The 15,147-nt window shown below is 70.1% G+C and carries 16 protein-coding genes and 1 pseudogene; 14 read left to right on the forward strand and 3 right to left on the reverse strand.

Going from position 1 to position 15,147, the window contains the following annotated elements:
* Positions 1-247: 247 nt before the first annotated feature.
* Positions 248-1,163, reverse strand: a pseudogene (locus tag FHU40_RS18645) (IS5 family transposase).
* Positions 1,164-1,721: 558 nt separating this feature from the next.
* Here FHU40_RS18645 and FHU40_RS18650 point away from each other — a divergent pair.
* From FHU40_RS18650 to FHU40_RS18665, 4 genes are all read left to right on the forward strand, one after another.
* Positions 1,722-2,174 (forward strand): helix-turn-helix domain-containing protein, encoded by a 453-nt coding sequence (locus tag FHU40_RS18650; protein WP_183593707.1) that lies wholly within the window; start codon positions 1,722-1,724, stop codon positions 2,172-2,174.
* Between the two features lie 311 nt (positions 2,175-2,485).
* Positions 2,486-3,166, forward strand: a complete 681-nt coding sequence (locus FHU40_RS18655; protein ID WP_183593908.1) for an SAF domain-containing protein — start codon at positions 2,486-2,488, stop codon at positions 3,164-3,166.
* Between the two features lie 3 nt (positions 3,167-3,169).
* On the forward strand, positions 3,170-4,009 hold the full coding sequence (locus FHU40_RS18660) for a CpaE/TadZ family protein (RefSeq protein ID WP_183593708.1): 840 nt from the start codon (positions 3,170-3,172) through the stop codon (positions 4,007-4,009).
* Positions 4,006-5,688, forward strand: coding sequence for a TadA family conjugal transfer-associated ATPase (locus FHU40_RS18665; RefSeq protein WP_183593709.1), 1,683 nt, complete (start codon positions 4,006-4,008; stop codon positions 5,686-5,688). Before FHU40_RS18660 ends, FHU40_RS18665 begins: the two co-directional genes overlap by 4 nt.
* A 70-nt stretch (positions 5,689-5,758) precedes the next feature.
* Here the strand turns inward: FHU40_RS18665 and FHU40_RS18670 are convergent, their stop codons facing one another.
* Both FHU40_RS18670 and FHU40_RS28440 read right to left on the reverse strand, forming a co-directional pair.
* Complete coding sequence (locus FHU40_RS18670) at positions 5,759-6,040, reverse strand: hypothetical protein (protein WP_183593911.1); 282 nt, start codon at positions 6,038-6,040, stop codon at positions 5,759-5,761.
* An 876-nt stretch (positions 6,041-6,916) separates the two neighbouring features.
* A complete protein-coding gene (locus FHU40_RS28440; protein WP_246390653.1) occupies positions 6,917-7,060 on the reverse strand; it encodes a hypothetical protein in 144 nt (47 codons plus the stop codon).
* A 77-nt stretch (positions 7,061-7,137) separates the two neighbouring features.
* Here FHU40_RS28440 and FHU40_RS28445 point away from each other — a divergent pair, with 77 nt between their 5' ends.
* From FHU40_RS28445 to FHU40_RS18720, 10 genes are all read left to right on the forward strand, one after another.
* The gene (locus tag FHU40_RS28445) at positions 7,138-7,539 is read left to right on the forward strand and encodes a type II secretion system F family protein (RefSeq protein WP_246390655.1); all 402 of its coding nucleotides are present in this window, start codon (positions 7,138-7,140) and stop codon (positions 7,537-7,539) included.
* 78 nt (positions 7,540-7,617) lie between these two features.
* Complete coding sequence (locus FHU40_RS18680) at positions 7,618-7,821, forward strand: hypothetical protein (RefSeq protein ID WP_057322463.1); 204 nt, start codon at positions 7,618-7,620, stop codon at positions 7,819-7,821.
* Between the two features lie 62 nt (positions 7,822-7,883).
* Entirely contained in the window at positions 7,884-8,234 is a 351-nt protein-coding gene (locus tag FHU40_RS18685; protein WP_296211322.1) for a TadE family protein, read from the forward strand.
* Between the two features lie 47 nt (positions 8,235-8,281).
* Positions 8,282-8,680, forward strand: coding sequence for a TadE/TadG family type IV pilus assembly protein (locus tag FHU40_RS18690; protein ID WP_343057929.1), 399 nt, complete (start codon positions 8,282-8,284; stop codon positions 8,678-8,680).
* Entirely contained in the window at positions 8,677-9,129 is a 453-nt protein-coding gene (locus tag FHU40_RS18695; protein ID WP_183593712.1) for a TadE/TadG family type IV pilus assembly protein, read from the forward strand. Before FHU40_RS18690 ends, FHU40_RS18695 begins: the two co-directional genes overlap by 4 nt.
* Positions 9,126-12,377, forward strand: a complete 3,252-nt coding sequence (locus tag FHU40_RS18700; protein WP_183593713.1) for a LysM peptidoglycan-binding domain-containing protein — start codon at positions 9,126-9,128, stop codon at positions 12,375-12,377. The genes FHU40_RS18695 and FHU40_RS18700 overlap by 4 nt, the downstream gene beginning before the upstream one ends.
* Positions 12,378-12,399: 22 nt before the next feature.
* The gene (locus FHU40_RS18705) at positions 12,400-12,672 is read left to right on the forward strand and encodes a hypothetical protein (RefSeq protein WP_183593714.1); all 273 of its coding nucleotides are present in this window, start codon (positions 12,400-12,402) and stop codon (positions 12,670-12,672) included.
* Positions 12,669-13,232 carry a hypothetical protein gene (locus tag FHU40_RS18710; protein WP_183593715.1) on the forward strand — a complete coding sequence of 188 codons (564 nt, stop codon included), beginning with the start codon at positions 12,669-12,671 and terminating at the stop codon, positions 13,230-13,232. Before FHU40_RS18705 ends, FHU40_RS18710 begins: the two co-directional genes overlap by 4 nt.
* Positions 13,226-14,137 carry a hypothetical protein gene (locus FHU40_RS18715; RefSeq protein ID WP_183593716.1) on the forward strand — a complete coding sequence of 304 codons (912 nt, stop codon included), beginning with the start codon at positions 13,226-13,228 and terminating at the stop codon, positions 14,135-14,137. Before FHU40_RS18710 ends, FHU40_RS18715 begins: the two co-directional genes overlap by 7 nt.
* Positions 14,138-14,148: 11 nt before the next feature.
* Entirely contained in the window at positions 14,149-14,628 is a 480-nt protein-coding gene (locus FHU40_RS18720) for an adenine nucleotide alpha hydrolase family protein (RefSeq protein ID WP_183593717.1), read from the forward strand.
* The last annotated feature ends 519 nt before the right edge of the window (positions 14,629-15,147 follow it).

Raw genomic sequence — 15,147 nt, forward strand, 5'->3', positions numbered from 1 at the left:
TCCCATACATTCTGTTACACAGCGGGCTTGTGTAACGACGTGTATGCCGTCGATCGGGATCAGCGCCCGACGTTGATGCTGCGTGTCCCAGGCGTGCTGGCAGCGCCTGGCGTGCGCGCTCCGAGTCGACGACGGGCGGCATCGTCGGGGCTCTCGCCCGCGGAACCGACCTCGTCGACGCCGCGGCCAGGTCGATCGGCGTGCGGCCGGGTCGTCTCGCTCAGGCATTCGGCTAGGGCACGTCTCCTTATTGGCGGAGCCAGAGGGTGATCGCTCGTAGGACGACGGCGCCTCGGTAGACGACGGCGAGCTTGTCGTAGCGAGTGGCCAGGCCACGCCACTGCTTGTGGTCGTTGAAGGAGCGCTCGACGACGTTGCGGCCCTTGTAGGCGTCCGCGTCAAAGGCGGGCGGTCGACCGCCCGCGGAGCCGCGGCGTTTGCGGTGCGCGATCTGGTCGGCCGGCTGCGGGATCACCGCGGCGACGCGGCGGGCTCGGAGCTGGGCGCGGATCGCGCGTGAGGAGTACGCCTTGTCGCCGATCACCGCCTCCGGCCGGGTCCGTGGCCGCCCGGGTCCGAGCCTGGCCACGCTCAGGTGCGACAGCAGCGGCGCGAGCATTGGGGAGTCACCGGCCTGGCCCGGTGACACGACGACGACCAGCGGGCGACCGTGGCCGTCGACGAGCTGGTGGATCTTGGTCGAGACCCCGCCGCGTGAGCGCCCCAACGCATGATCGGGCGGCTCGGCCCGCAGATCCGTGTAGTTCGACTCAGCCCCCTGTGGGGCCCTTGCGCTGTCGGCCGGGCGCTCGCTCGACACGGTGCATGTTCGTGGCGTGCTGGTGCGCGCGGTTGATCGTGGAGTCGACCGAGACCTTCCAGTCCACCTCGCCGGCCGCGTCGGCTTCGGCGACCAGCCGGGAATGGATGCGGTCCCACGTCCCATCTGCGGAGAACCGGCGGTGCCGCTTCCAAACCGTCTGCCACGGCCCGAACGACTCCGGCAGATCGCGCCACGCGACCCCGGTCCGGAACCGGTAGACGATGCCCTCCACCACCTGCCGGTGTTCACGAAAGGGCCGCCCCCGCTGCCCGACCGAGGACGGCATCAGCGGCTCGATCCGGGCCCATTGAGCATCAGTCAGCACTGCCGAACGCGACATGAGTCAACAATCCCGACCCACCTCGGCGTTCTTTGGGAGACACGCCCTAGGTCCTCGACGTCGGCCTCCAGGACCCGCTCGAGGATGTCGGCGATGCCCCCTGGCGAGCCGTCACACTCGGCCACCAGGGCCTCGGCCAGACGATCGAGGGCGGCGTCTCCGCGGGCGGTGAAGGTGACGACACCGGGGACCGGGTTCTCGGCTGGGGGAGTGCTCATGGTCCACCTCGCTTTCTGGTCACTAGGTGCGAACGAGGTCGGTAGGCGATCAGCCCGATCTGCGACACGAAGGAAATCCGGCGGCTATCGCGCGGGAGAACTCACGGCCCTGTGTGGGGCTTGCACCGGGTGGCCAGCGGGGGCAAGGCCACCGAGGGTGACACCGAGGCTGGGCGCGATCTCGCGCCCAAGGTCATTCGCCGTGCGGCGAGGAGTGTCCGCGTCGCCAGCGGCGCACTCACTGAGAGACGGTCGGGCTCCGCGGTCCCAGGTCGTCGGTCCGGGGCAGCCCAGCCTGACCGATCCCGCAGGCGATCGGTACCGCTAGTGTTCGTCGGCGATGGCCTCCGGAATCGACCCCAACGCGTTGAGGGCTGCTCGCGAGGAAGCGGGGTTGACTCAGCATGAGTTGGCGCGCTTGGTGGGAGCGGCTGGGGGTGAGCGCATCTCTCGCTGGGAGTTGGGCACGTCATCTCCGCGCCCCGACTTCCTGGTGAGACTCGCCAACGCCCTCGACATCCCGACGCTTCGGCTGATCCAGATCGACGGTGAGGTCCCCGATCTCAGGGCGCTGCGCCTGCAGGCAGGGCTCACCGCGCCGAAGCTCGCGATGGCCGTGAAGGTAGCTGTGCCGACCTACTACGCCTGGGAGCAAGGGCGCTGGGCCAGACTCCCTGCACGTGAGTCGCTTGAAGCGCTCGCCCGCGCTTGCGGGGTGGCCGTCGATGCGGTGGTCGCGGCTCTCCGTGAGTCCCAGCGACAGCGCCAGCGGCGCGGAGACACTTCGGCCTGACGAGTGCGCAACTGCAGCCGGGTTTTGGACGCTATCCACAGGCGAGAAACTGATTCCGGAAGAAGCGGACGATCTGTGGTCCCATGGACTCCGGATCATTCGGAGGCGTTGACGCTAATTCCATCGGGGGAATGAGCTGCGCAACCCTTCCGGTCAGGACTGGGCGATGTCATCTCGGAATCGGTCACCTGTGGAAACCGAGCCGTTCGATAGAAATGCACTAGTGCGCAAGTATCGAGTTGGGCTTGTGGTGATCGCCGAGGGCCCGTCTTGACACGTAGGTGATCGAGACACGAGAGGACTCGGGATCCATGTCGCTTAACACCGCTCAAAGTGCGTCGGGCGAGGCGCCCTCCGCCAGTCGACCTGCGCCCAATCTCAACAACAGTCCACGGCTCAAGCGGCGCCGCAGGCCGTGGGTCTTCGCACTTTGTGCTGCCCTTGTCGCCGCCGGCGCCCTGGGAACCGCGTTCGCGTTCACCTCGGTCAACGACACCCAAGAGGTCCTGATCGTCAGCCGTGACATCAAGCGCGGCGCGACCATCGAGGCCGGGGACCTCTCGGTGGTGCGGGTGAGCATCGACCCAGCGCTGACCCCGGTCGCCGGGAGTCAGAAGGGCGAACTCGAGGGCAGCCGCGCCGCCGTCGACCTGTGGGCCGGCACCCTGCTCACCGAGCAGGCCGTCACCGACAGCCTGGTGCCGGGGGATGGGGAGTCCCTGGTGGGCATCAGCCTCACTCCCGCCCAGATGCCCTCGGAGCCGCTCTACTCCGGTGACTCGGTCCGGATCGTCACCACGCCCGGCGACCAGGGCGAGATCACTAACGAGGACCCGGTCACGGTCGAGGCAGTCGTCGTTGGTGTTAGCCGCGTGCAGGAGACCGGCGAGACCGTTGTTGACGTCTCTGTCCCCGAGGGCGATGCCGCTGACCTGGCCGCCCGTGCCGCGACCGGGCGGGTCGCACTGGTCCTGGACGCTCGGGAGCGCTGACCGATGGCGCTGATCGTCCTCGCCTCCGCGAGCGGTTCGCCCGGCGTCTCCACCACGGCGCTGGGGCTCACCCTCAACTGGCACCGTCCCGTGCTCCTGGTCGACGCCGACCCGACCGGTTCCTCCGCGGTGTTCGCCGGCTACTTCCACGGCACCCAGGAACCCACCGGCGGGCTGATCAACCTTGCCCTCGCGATGCGCGAGGGGACACTGGCTGCCGCCCTTCCTCGCGAGACGCTGTTGCTGGACCCCGAGGCCCCGGCCGAGCGCGCGCCCTGGTTCCTGCCTGGCATTCGCGCCCACGAGCAGGCCCCGAGCCTGCTGCCGCTGTGGGACCCGCTCACCGAGCAGTTGCGCGCTCTGGAGCGCAATGGCCAGGACGTCATCGTCGACGCCGGACGGCTCGGCCTCGCCGGCTGGCCCCAGCCGCTGATCGCCGCCTCCGACCTGACGCTGCTCGTCACCCGCAGCTCGCTGCCGGCACTGGCCGGCGCGACCAGCTGGGCCAAGACCCTGCGCGCCCAGTTCGCTGGGGTCGGTGGCCTGTCTCGGCTCGGGGTCCTCCTCGTCGACGAGGAGCGACGCTGGCCCGCGATGCCCGCCGGCGCCCGAGTCCGGCCGTACAGCGCCCGGCACATCGCCAAGGCCCTGCAGATCCCCGTCGTCGCCTCCGTGGAATGGGAGCCCGAGGTGGCAGAGGTCTACTCCCACGGCGCCCGCAAGCCCCGCAAGTTCGAGTCCTCCGGGCTGCTGCGCGGCTACCGGGCCAGCGCCGCGGCCATCCAGTCCATCCTCGGCGCCAACCAGGCCGCCCTCGCTCCCACGAACGGAGGTCGCGCATGAGCACCAACGGCACCAACGGACACCAGCCCGGGACCAACGGCCGCGACCCGCTGCGCGCCGACGAGTGGCTCGAGGCACGGCACGCCGCGACCAGCGACCGCACCTCGCCCTTCGCCCGCGGTCGCAACACCCAGCCGCCCCCGCCCCCGCCGGCCACGGAGGACCACGACCCGACCTCGCTGCCGATCTTCGCCTCCGCCTGGACCAGCGAGGAGCAGCTGCCGGGGCGCGCCCGCTCCGAGTTCAGCCTGCGCCCTCTCGTTGCGCCCGCACCGGAGGAGCACCACCACAACGTCCCCGGCGCGGACGGCCGGGTCGAGCTGGACTGGGAGCTGATCGCGCAGTACCGCGCGGAGATCTCCTCGCGACTGACCGCGCGTCTGGACAAGGAAGGTGGCCGGGTCACCGAGGAGGACCGCGAGCAGATGGGCCTCGACGTCATCGAGGAGCTCATCAAGTCCGAGGCCGAGACGCTGGTCTCCACCGGCCGGCCCCCGTGGACTAAGGACCAGGAGAAGGCGCTCAAGTCCGCCCTCCACGCCGCCCTGTTCGGTCTGGGCCGCCTGCAGCCCCTGGTCGAGCGCGAGGACGTCGAGAACATCATTGTCATCGCCCGTGGCCCGGTCTGCGCGGTGTGGCTGGAGCTGGTCGACGGCACACTCGTCGAGGCCGACCCGATCGCCGACTCCGAGGACGAGCTGCGCGAGTTCCTCGCCGACCTCGGCGCCCGGCAGAACCGGCCCTTCACCGAGGCCCGCCCGCACCTGGATCTCCGGCTGCCCGGGGGAGCGCGGCTCGCTGCCGGCTCCTGGGTGATGGCTTACACCTCTGTCGTGATCCGCCGCCACGGCATGCGCGAGGTGTCGATGGACGAGATGGTCTACGACCGCAAGGCCTGCACCGCGGTCCTGGCCGACTTCCTCGCCGCCTGCGTGCGGGCCGGCAAGAGCATCGTCGTCTCCGGCGTCCAGGGCTCGGGCAAGACCACCTGGGTCCGCGCCCTGTGCTCGTGCATCCCGCCGTGGGAGATGATCGGCACCTTCGAGACCGAGTTCGAGCTGCACCTGCACGAGCTGGTCGACCGGCACAAGATCGTCCACGCGTGGGAGCACCGCCCCGGATCCGGCGAGGTCGGCATCGACGGTCGCCAGGCCGGTGAGTTCAGCCTCGAGGAGGCCATCCATCACTCCTTCCGGTTCAACCTCGCCCGCCAGATCGTCGGTGAGGTCCGCGGCCCGGAGGTCTGGAACATGCTCAAGGCCATGGAGTCCGGCCCGGGCTCGATCAGCACCACCCACGCCCGCAGCGCCGAGCACACCATCGAGAAGCTCGTTTCCTGCGCCATGGAGAAGGGCCCGCAGGTCACCCGCGAGCTGGCGATCAGCAAGCTGGCCGCGGCGATCGACATCGTGATGTACCTGCGCTCCGAGGTCGTCCCCAACGGCGACGGGACCTTCCGCAAGCAGCGGTGGGTCGAGGAGGTCCTGGTCGTCCAGCCGAGCATCGACGCGGCCCGTGGGTACGCCACCACCCCGATCTTCGCGCCCAACCAGCTCGGCCAGGCCGTTGCGACCGGCAAGCTCGACAACTTCCTCGCCCAGGAGCTCGCCCGCCACGGGTTCGACCTCGAGGCGTATAAGGCCGAGTCCCAGGCCAACCCGGGGGTGGCCACCTCATGAGCCCAATGTCATCGGGGTTCCTGCCCGCCGTGTTCGGCGCCCTCATCGTCATCGGCCTGATCGGCATGGTCTACGCGATGATCCCGGCGCCGCCAAAGCCGGCCCGGACCGCCACCCCGTTCGGACGGCTCGGGAGCTGGTTCGTCCGGCTCGACCGTCGTACCCGGATGCTCATGATCGGCGGCGCCGTGGCCGGCCTCCTGGTCGCGCTGGTGACCGGCTGGGTGATCGCGATCGTGCTCGTCCCGTCCGCGATCGTCGGCATCCCGCTGCTGCTCACGCCGCCGCCGGCCGCCGCGAGCATCGAGAAGCTCGAGGCGCTCGAGGAGTGGACCCGGTCCCTGTCGGGCAAGCTGACCGCCGGGACAGTCCGCTGCGCTCTGCGCTCATCAAGTCGCTGCAGTCGACGCCGGCAGCCGATCGAGCGCGAGGTCGGGCTGATGGTCTCCCGGCTGTGGAACAACACCTCCTCCACCGAGGACGTGCTGCGCGCCTTCGCCGAGGACCTCAAGCGACTCCACCGGCGACGTCGTGGCCAGCCAGCTGATCCTCGCCGCCAGCGGCCGCGGGACAGGCCGGTACTGTCGAAGTCCCTCGAGGCCCTCGCCGAGACCGTCGCGGCCGACGTCCGCGCACGCCGCCAGATCGCCGCCGACCAGGCCAAGCCCCGCACCACCGCACGCACCGTCACCGTGATCACCCTCGGCGTGCTCGGCATCCTCGCCTTGACCGGCGACTACATCGAGCCCTACAGGCACCCCACTGGGTCAGGTCGTCCTCGCCGGTCCTGCTGGCCGCATACGTGGCGACGCTGCTGTGGATGCGCCGGCATGGCCGGTCGCCAAGCCGCTCCCGCGATTCCTCGACCTCCAGGCCCGCAACGCCCACCGCGCTGCCCAGCGCACAGCGCACAGCGAGAAGGAAGGAGCACTGGCATGACCGGCCTGCAGCTCGCGCTCGCCAGCGGCACCCTCCTCGGTCTGGCCCTCGCCCTGCTCGTGTGGCGCCTCGCGCCCTCTGACCCCGACCTGGTCGACGCGCTGGACCGGCTCTCGCCCGACCGCGTCGTGCCCCGCCGCGGCACCCCCGGCCTCGACGACGCCGGCACCGACCCCGGCTCGGCCGTCGACCGGATCGGCCTGTGGGCGATGAAGAACCTGCCCGGCGGCGCCTGGGCACACACGCCCCGCAAGGACCTGGCCATCCTGCAGATCAGTGAGACCCGGTTCTACGGCGAGAAGGTCGTCTGGGCCCTGCTCGGCCTCGTCATGCCGCCGCTGCTGGCGACCTTCTTCTCGCTGATCGGGCTGCCGCTGCCGTTCGCCATCCCCACGCTCGGATCGCTGGCCCTGGCTGCCCTGTTCTGGTTCATGCCCAACTACAACGCCACCGACGACGGCCAAGAAGGCCCGCATCGAGTTCAACCGGGCCCTCGGCGCCTACATCGACATGGTCGCCACCGGTGTCCGCGACGGATCCAGCGGCCAGCAGGCGCTGCGCTCGGCCGCCGAGGTCGGCGACAAGTGGGTGTTCAAGCGCATCGAGAGCGAGCTGCGCCGCGCCCGCTACATGACCCGCGCACCGTGGGACTCCCTGCACAGCCTGGCCGACGAGCTCGGCGTCCCCGAGCTCGACGACCTCGCCGACATCATGCAGCAGTCCGGCCAGGACGGAGCCCAGATCTACAACAACCTCCGGGCCCGCGCCGCGGCGCTCCGCTCGGCGATGCTCAGCGCCGAGCTCGGCAAGGCCAACGCCGCCTCCGAGCGCATGTACATCCCGGCCAGCCTGCTCGGCATCGTCTTCATGGCGATCCTCGTCACCCCCTCGATGCTCCGATTCGCCACCTGACCGACCTAACACCGACCCCTCGCGTCCCGGGTCACCCCAGACCGCAACCGAAACAGGAACCAGGAAGGAAGAACCCCGATGTTGAAGCTCTTCATCGCCCTCCAGATGGCGGCCATGACCGCGCTCGCATCCCTCGAGGACCGCGCGACCAGGCAGCGCGACGAGCGCGGCTCGGTCACCATTCAGGAAGTGCTCTGGGCGGTGGCAGCCATCGCGATCGTGGCCATCGTCGTCGCAGCCATCAAGGCCTTCGTGACCAGCGAGTCCGGCAAGATCAAGTAGGCAGGACCAGCTCCGTCATGTTCGCCAGCTCTCAGCGCCGCAGCCGGGACGAGCGCGGGTCAGTGACCATCCAGATGGTCTTCTTGATGCCCGCGCTGTTCCTGCTGATGTTCCTCGGCCTCCAGGGAGCCCTGTACTACCACGCGAAGCAGGTAGCGCTCGCGGCCGCGCAAGAGGGCGCCCGCGAGGCAGGCAGCGAGACCGGAACCCGCCAGTCCGGCGTCGCCACGGCGAACACCTTCCTCCACGACGCCGGCGGATCCGACGTGATGACCTCCACCAGCGTCTCCGGATCACGGACCACGACAACGGCAACGATCATCGTCACCGGCAAGTCGCTGAGCGTGATCCCCGGCTGGCAGGTGACCGTCAGGCAGAGCGCCAGCGTCCCGGTCGAAAGGCTCACGGAATGACCTGGCGAGTTCATGATTCCCGCCCCCGCCGGGACGAGCGCGGATCCGTGGCCATCGAGGCCGCGATCGGCGTCCCGGCCTTCGGCCTGTTCATCGCGATGATCATCCTCGGCGGACGCGTCGAGATCGCCAAGCAGTCGGTGGAGGCCGCCGCCTACGAGGCAGCTCGAGCAGCGTCCATCGAGCGGACCCAGAGCGAGGCGATCAGCTCCGGCAAGTCCGCGGCCAGCAGGAGCCTGAACGACCAGGGCCTGCAGTGCGCGACCACCAACGTCACGGTCAACGCCGCGGCGTTCAACGCACCACTGGGCACCACCGCGCAAGTGACCGCAACGGTGACCTGCAAGGTTGACGTCGCCGACCTTGCCATCCCCGGGGTGCCGGGGACCAGGACGATCACCGCGACCGCCAGCAGTCCCGTCGACGCATATCGGGAGCGCCGATGATGAGGCAGCAGCTGCGCCGCCTCCCTTCGGGTCGCACCCGGGACGAGCGGGGCTCCATCAGCGTGTGGTTCGCCACCGCCTCGTTCGCGATGATCATTCTTGTCGGGATGGCCGTCGACCTCGGCGGCAAGGTCCACACCCAGCAGCAGGCCCGCAGCGCCGCTGCTCAGGCAGCGCGCACCGGCGCCCAGGAGGTCCAGGGCTCGACCGCGGTGCGTGGCGAGGATCTCCGCGTCGACATCAACGCCGCCAAGGCGGCCGCGATGGACTACCTCCACGCCGCCGGCGTGGAAGGGAACGCGCGCGTCGTCGACGGCGACACCCTGATCGTCACCACCACCGACACCTACACCAGCAAGTTCCTCGGGATCATCGGCCTGGACTCCATGCAGGTCACCGGGGAGGCGTCCGCGCGGCTCATCCGCGCCGAAGGAGGCATCGAACGATGACCACGCCCCACCCCACCATCGGCCAGCGACTCACCGGCCTCGCCGCCTCGCTCGCCGTGCTGGGCATCGTCCTCGGCCTGCCCGCTCTCTTCCTCGCGATCGGCGCCAGCCCGATCCCCGACCAGATGCCCACCCTGGACAGCGTCAAGAACGCGCTCCTGGCGCCCGACGACGGCACACTCGTTCTCGGCCTGTTCAAGGTGATCGGCTGGGTCGCGTGGGCCTTCATGGCGCTGAGCCTCGTCGTGGAGGCCATCGCGGCGCTCCGCAAGGTCCAGGCACCCCAGCTGCCCGGCCTTGGTCGGCCCCAGGCCGCAGCGCGCGGCCTCATCGGCCTGGCCGCCCTGCTGTTCATCGCCGCCCCCATCGCCGCGCAGGCAACCACGATCAGCTCGGCGGCCGCGGCCCCGGCTGCCGTGAGCCACGTCCACGCCGCCGCCGTCGACCAGGCCCCCGTGCAGCAGGACGTCAAGGCCGAGGTGAAGCAGGAGCGCCAAGCGCCCAAGACCGTCGACCACGCGGTGAAGCCGGGGGAGAGCCTCTGGTCGATCGCCGAGGACCACTTCGGCGACGGAGCCAGGTACAAGGAGATCGCCGAGCTCAACCGCGACCTGCTCGGCACGCAGCCGAGCTTCCTCGAGCCCGGCTGGGTGCTCAAGCTGCCCGCGCCTCAGGTCAAGGACGCCCCCGCACACCAGTACGGCGTCCAGGCCGGCGACACCCTCAGCGAGATCGCACAGGAGCAACTCGGCGACGCCGACCGGTGGCCCGAGATCTACCAGGCCTCCACCGGCGTCACCCAGCCCGGCGGAGCCCAGCTGACCGACCCCAACGTCATCGACGTCGGCTGGACCCTCAACATCCCCGGTGCCGACAACCAGCAGCAGCCGCGTGAGGTCGAGCCCGAGAACCCCGCCAGTCCTGAGGACCAGCAGCCCGTCGACCCGCCGGCCAAGGAGAAGCCGCCGGTCGTCCAGGAGCCCGACGTGCCGGAGGTTCCCGAGACTGCGGCACCTGAGACTGAGGCACCCGAGGTCGCGCCGCCCCAGGCCGAGCAGCCGGCAGCCGCCGAGGTCGACCAGGTCGACGACAGCGACGACTCGATCCTCGAGGCACCCTGGGTCCTCGCCGGTCTCACCGGCGGGGGCGTGCTGCTGTCCGGGGCCCTGTTGATGGCCCTGCGCTCACGCCGTCGCACCGCGTTTCGCAACCGGCCGCCCGGCCGCGCGATCGCCGCCGCGTCGCCGGAGCTCGCGCCGGTGGAGATGACCCTGAACGCCACCGGCGCCGCCGCGGCCGCCACCGTGGAGTTCGCCGACGAGGCGCTGCGTCGCCTCGCGGCCGCCGTCGGCGCCCAGGGCACCACGATGCCGCCGCTCGCGGCCGTGGAGCTCGGGCACGGCAAGCTGACCCTGCACCTCAGCGCGCCGGCCACCGTCCCCGCGCCCTGGGTAGGCAGCCCCGACCAGACCCACTGGCACGTCACCACGGATACCGACGTCGACCAGCTCGGTCCCGACACCGAGACCGTCGAGCCGCCCTACCCGCTGCTGGCCACCATCGGGATGAGCGACACCGGCGAGACGTGGCTGCTGAACTGCGAGGAGTTGTCCACCCTCACCATCAGCGGAGACCCCACCTACGGCCGCGACTTCGCCCGCCACCTCGCCGCCCAGCTGGCCGTGAACCCCTGGTCGCGGCGGGTGCAGGTGGACTGCATCGGCGTAGCCGAGGAGACCGTCGCCATGGACGAGCGGATCAGCTTCTACCCGACCGGAGCAGCCGGGTCGCCGGCAACCGCGGAGATCCTCGCGGCCGCGGTCACCACCGTCGACCGGGCCAAGCGCCACGACACCGACGTGTCCACGGCCCGCACCGGCAGCGTCGACGACGACACCTGGCCCGCCCGGATGCTCCTGGTCGACGCCGCCGCCGGAGATCCCGAGGACCTCGAGCAGCTGCTGCAGCTGGTCACCGACCACGTCGGACAGTCGGCAACCTCCATCGTCGTCGCAGGCGAACGCCCCAACACCCCGGGCGCGGTGCTGCACATGACCAACACCGGTCGCGTCGTCCTCGAGCACGCCGGCCTCAACCTCATCGCCGTCGGCCTCACCAGCGACGAGGCCCGCGGCTGCGCCCTGGTCTACGCCCAGAGCGAGACCCCGAAGTACGTCGACACGCCCGTGGACGAGACCGCCACCGACGGCTGGGAGGCCTACACCGACTCCTCCGGGGCTCTGCGTCGCGAGTTCACCCTGCCCCGCAACACCCCCGAGGACGCCGTTGACGAGCCGATGTCCTCCCTCCTCGAGGGCCAGGACGAGAAGTACATCCGCGAGAGCGCGATCGTGCAGGAGGACCTCGAGGCGCTCGCGCCCAAGGTGCCGGGTCACGTCCGCGCCGAGGTCGAGGAGAAGGACCCCGACCTGGACCAGGACATCGCCGACTGGTTCTCACCCACCTGTGACCGGCCCCGGCTCACCCTGCTCGGTCCGGTCTCAGCCCGCGCCCACGGCAAGGCGCTGGCCAAGCGCAAGCCGTACTTCACCGAGCTGCTGGCGTTCCTCGCCCTGCACCGCAAGCACGGCGCCACCCGCGAGCAGATCCGCGAGGCGTTCTCGATCTCTGACGGCAAGGTGCGCGACTACACCAACATCGTCCGCGATTGGCTCGGCACCAACCCCCGCACCGGCGAGGACCACCTTCCCTACGCCGACAAGGCACCGGCCGCGAAGGTCACCGGCGTCAACGTCTACCAGGTCGACGACGGCCTGCTCGTCGACCTGGACCTGTTCCTCCGGCTCCGCAAGCGCGGCCAGGCCCGAGGGGGCGCAGAAGGCGTCGCGGACCTGTGCACCGCGCTCGAGCTGGTCGGGGAGGCCCAGCCGTTCAGCCAGCTCCGCGCGCAGGGATGGTCCTGGCTGGCCAACGAGCCTGACCGCGTCGACCTCATGGCGGCCGGCTGGATCGCCGACGTCGCCCTCATCGTCGTCACCGAGGCTCTCGCGGCCGGCGACCTGATCAAGGCCCGCTCCGCCGCCTACGTCGCCAACCGCGCAGACCCCGACGGCGAGAGCACCCGACTGTGCCTGGCACACGTCATGAAGGCCGAGGGCGACCAACTCGAGGCCGACCGGATCCTGCGCGAGGAGATCTGCAACCGGTCCGACGACGGCGACGCCCCCATGGAACTGTCGGAACGCACGAAGACCATCATCCGTACACACGGCTGGCTCGCGAGCTGACTCGGGAAGGGAGCCCCAGCACATGACAACGTTCGACCAGGAGCTCACCGGCCGCTACGCCGCGGCCGGTGGAGACCGCCCCGACCCGGACGCCCGACGTATCGCCCGGGCCGTGTTCGTGCGCGACACCATCCGCACCCTCTACAACGCCGACAAGAAGTTCGGCATCGACCCTGCCGACAACGGCTCGCTCGCCGAGCTCGTCGACGCCGCCGAAGAGCACCTCGAGCACATCGCCAACGACGTCAGCAGATCCGTCACGACCCTGCCCAACACAGGAGGAGACACCGCATGAGGAAGCACCACTCCGCACTCGGGGGAGTGGCCCTTGCCCTGGCCCTCACCCTGACGGGCTGCGGCGGCGACGACCCCGACCCCAAGGTCCAGGAGACGCCCACCGAGACTCCCTCGCCGACACTCACCAGCACGCCGACCCCGAAGACACCCGAGGAGAAGGCCGCCGCCCAGCTGACCGCCTACCTCGACGTCCGCGACGACGCGTTCCGGGCCGCCACGATCGACTTCAAGCGTCTCAACCCAGTGGCAACGGGGCGAGAGTTCCTCAACGTTCAGCAGAACGTCTCCGGGATCGAGCGCTCTGGAAGCAAGGTCACCGGGGAGTACTTCCACACCCTCGCTGAGCCCCGCCAGCGCGCCGACGACCAGATCTTCATCATCGACTGCGAGGACCGCACCGGAGTGAAGCGGACGAAGGATGGCAAGCCCGTCCCAGAGCAGAAGGACCCTGAAGGCAACCCGCTGCGCAACCCGGTGCCGATTGAGTACGAGTTGGTGCTGGAGAAGGGCCGGTGGCTGGTCACCAGCTCCAATGTGTTGTGGGACGAGCCGTGCTAGCCCGAGCACTCGCCGCGATGCTCGCCGCGGCCGCATTCGTCGTGGTCGGCTCGACCTCGCCCGCGGCGGCGGCCGGCGGTGAGAACTGCTGGTACGAGACTGACCCGAACACTGGGGAGGTCAAGCTCGCCTGCGAGGACCCGGGCAACGGCGGGGGCGGTAACGGTGACCCCGGCTCCGGAGGTTCGTCGACCTGCAACTACGGCGGGAAGGAGATCCCGTGCACCGGCCCAGAAGGGTCGGTCTGGAGCAGCAAGTACGCGTGCTGGATCGGGCCGTCGGCTGGTGAGCTGGGTGAGGATCTGCTGCCGCCGGATGGCCAGACGAAGGAGGACGGCGCCTGGCACGTGTGTTACTTCCCACCGCCTGGCTCGTCGTGGGAGTTCATGTGGATCGAGGCCGGCGTGGTCGGAATCGACCCGGTGGTCCTCGCTAATCGTGCGATCGCCTCGATGGACCTGGACCCGATCCAGATCGGCATCGTTCCCGAGCCGGGCGCCAACCGCGCCGGCTTGGTCGGTCTGCCGGTGTGGATGTGGGTCGACAGCCCGACGGACGACACCTTCGGCCCGATCACAGCCTCGGCCAGCCAAGGGCCGGTCTCGGTCAGCGCGACCGCCAGCGTCTCCAGCATCGTGTGGAACATGGGCGACGGCACCAAGATCACCTGCACCGGCAAGGGGACGCCGTACGCCGACCACTACGGGAAGCAGCCCTCGCCGACCTGCGGGCACCGCTACCCCAAGATGTCGTCGGACCAGCCCGACGGTGCGTACCAGGTCACCGCGACCAGCCACTGGGTTGTCGAGTGGACCGGTGGCGGCCAGTCCGGAACCATCGAGTTCGACCTGACCACCGACCCGCTGCCGATCCGCATCGGCGAGGCCCAGGTGCTGACCCAGTGACGGGCAAGGGCATGGAGAACGTCTGGGCTCGCCTCACCGAGCTCCCAAGCATCCCGCCGCGGATGGGTCTGTTCGCGGGGCTTGCCGAGTGGCTCAAGCGGGGGATCGACCCGCGGCCGCGGATGTACGACATGGCGCCAACCTGGCGGGCGTTCCAGGCCGGCCTGCTCCAGCCCGGGAACCCGATCCAGTACCCCAGGCTGACCGGGTGGGCTCTCGACGTTGGCCAGGGCCGCGACGTCCGGATCATCGACGCGCCAGAGGGTGAGTTCGTCGCCGAGCCGCCGGTGGTCGTGGAGGGCGAGTTCGTCGACGACCACCCGGCCGAGTGGATCGCACGTCTGGCCCGCGACGGAGAGGCGATCGTGGCCGTGGGGGAGCAGGGGCCGGGCGGCTTCTCGACCTTCGCTGAGTGGAGCGCCACCTGGCACCTGGGCATCGTTCCGGTCGCGACCTACATGAGCCCACGCGGCGTCGGCGTCACCCCCTAGCTCCCCGTCAGCAACAGGTCCCCGTCCTCGAGCAAGGACGGGGACCTGTTCTCGTTTCTCCGGGGCGGATCGAGGCGGGACGGCTCGGCGGCTCGGGAGATAGCCGGCCGGGTGGGGTGCCCGATCCAAGGGGAAAGCCCCAGGCGTCTCGGGTCACCTGGGGCTCTGGCGCCAAGTAGAGCACGCCCCGTCGCGGGGCGGCAGAAGAACCGGAAAACTTCGCCGCGGCGCCGCCGGGGTGGGCGCTCACCTGCCCGATCGCGGCCGCGACAGTGCCCGGTAGGCGCAGCTCGACCGGGCATTTCTGTCGAGTTGCAGCGAAGATTGACGACCGCCCTGCGGGGAAGTTTGACGAAACGACGGTGATGAGGCGTGGTCGTCAAAGAATGGCCATACGCTCTTTCACTCTGGGGCTTGGCGTGCAATGGCGTTCTCGAGGCGTTGCTGCGCCCTCTGGAGTCCGCCCTTCGCCCTCGTCACCTGGCCTCAGGCGCGCCTCATCAAGCGCATCTCGGACGC

This window comes from Nocardioides soli (assembly GCF_014191495.1).
GTDB classification, from domain to species: Bacteria; Actinomycetota; Actinomycetes; order Propionibacteriales; family Nocardioidaceae; genus Nocardioides; species Nocardioides soli.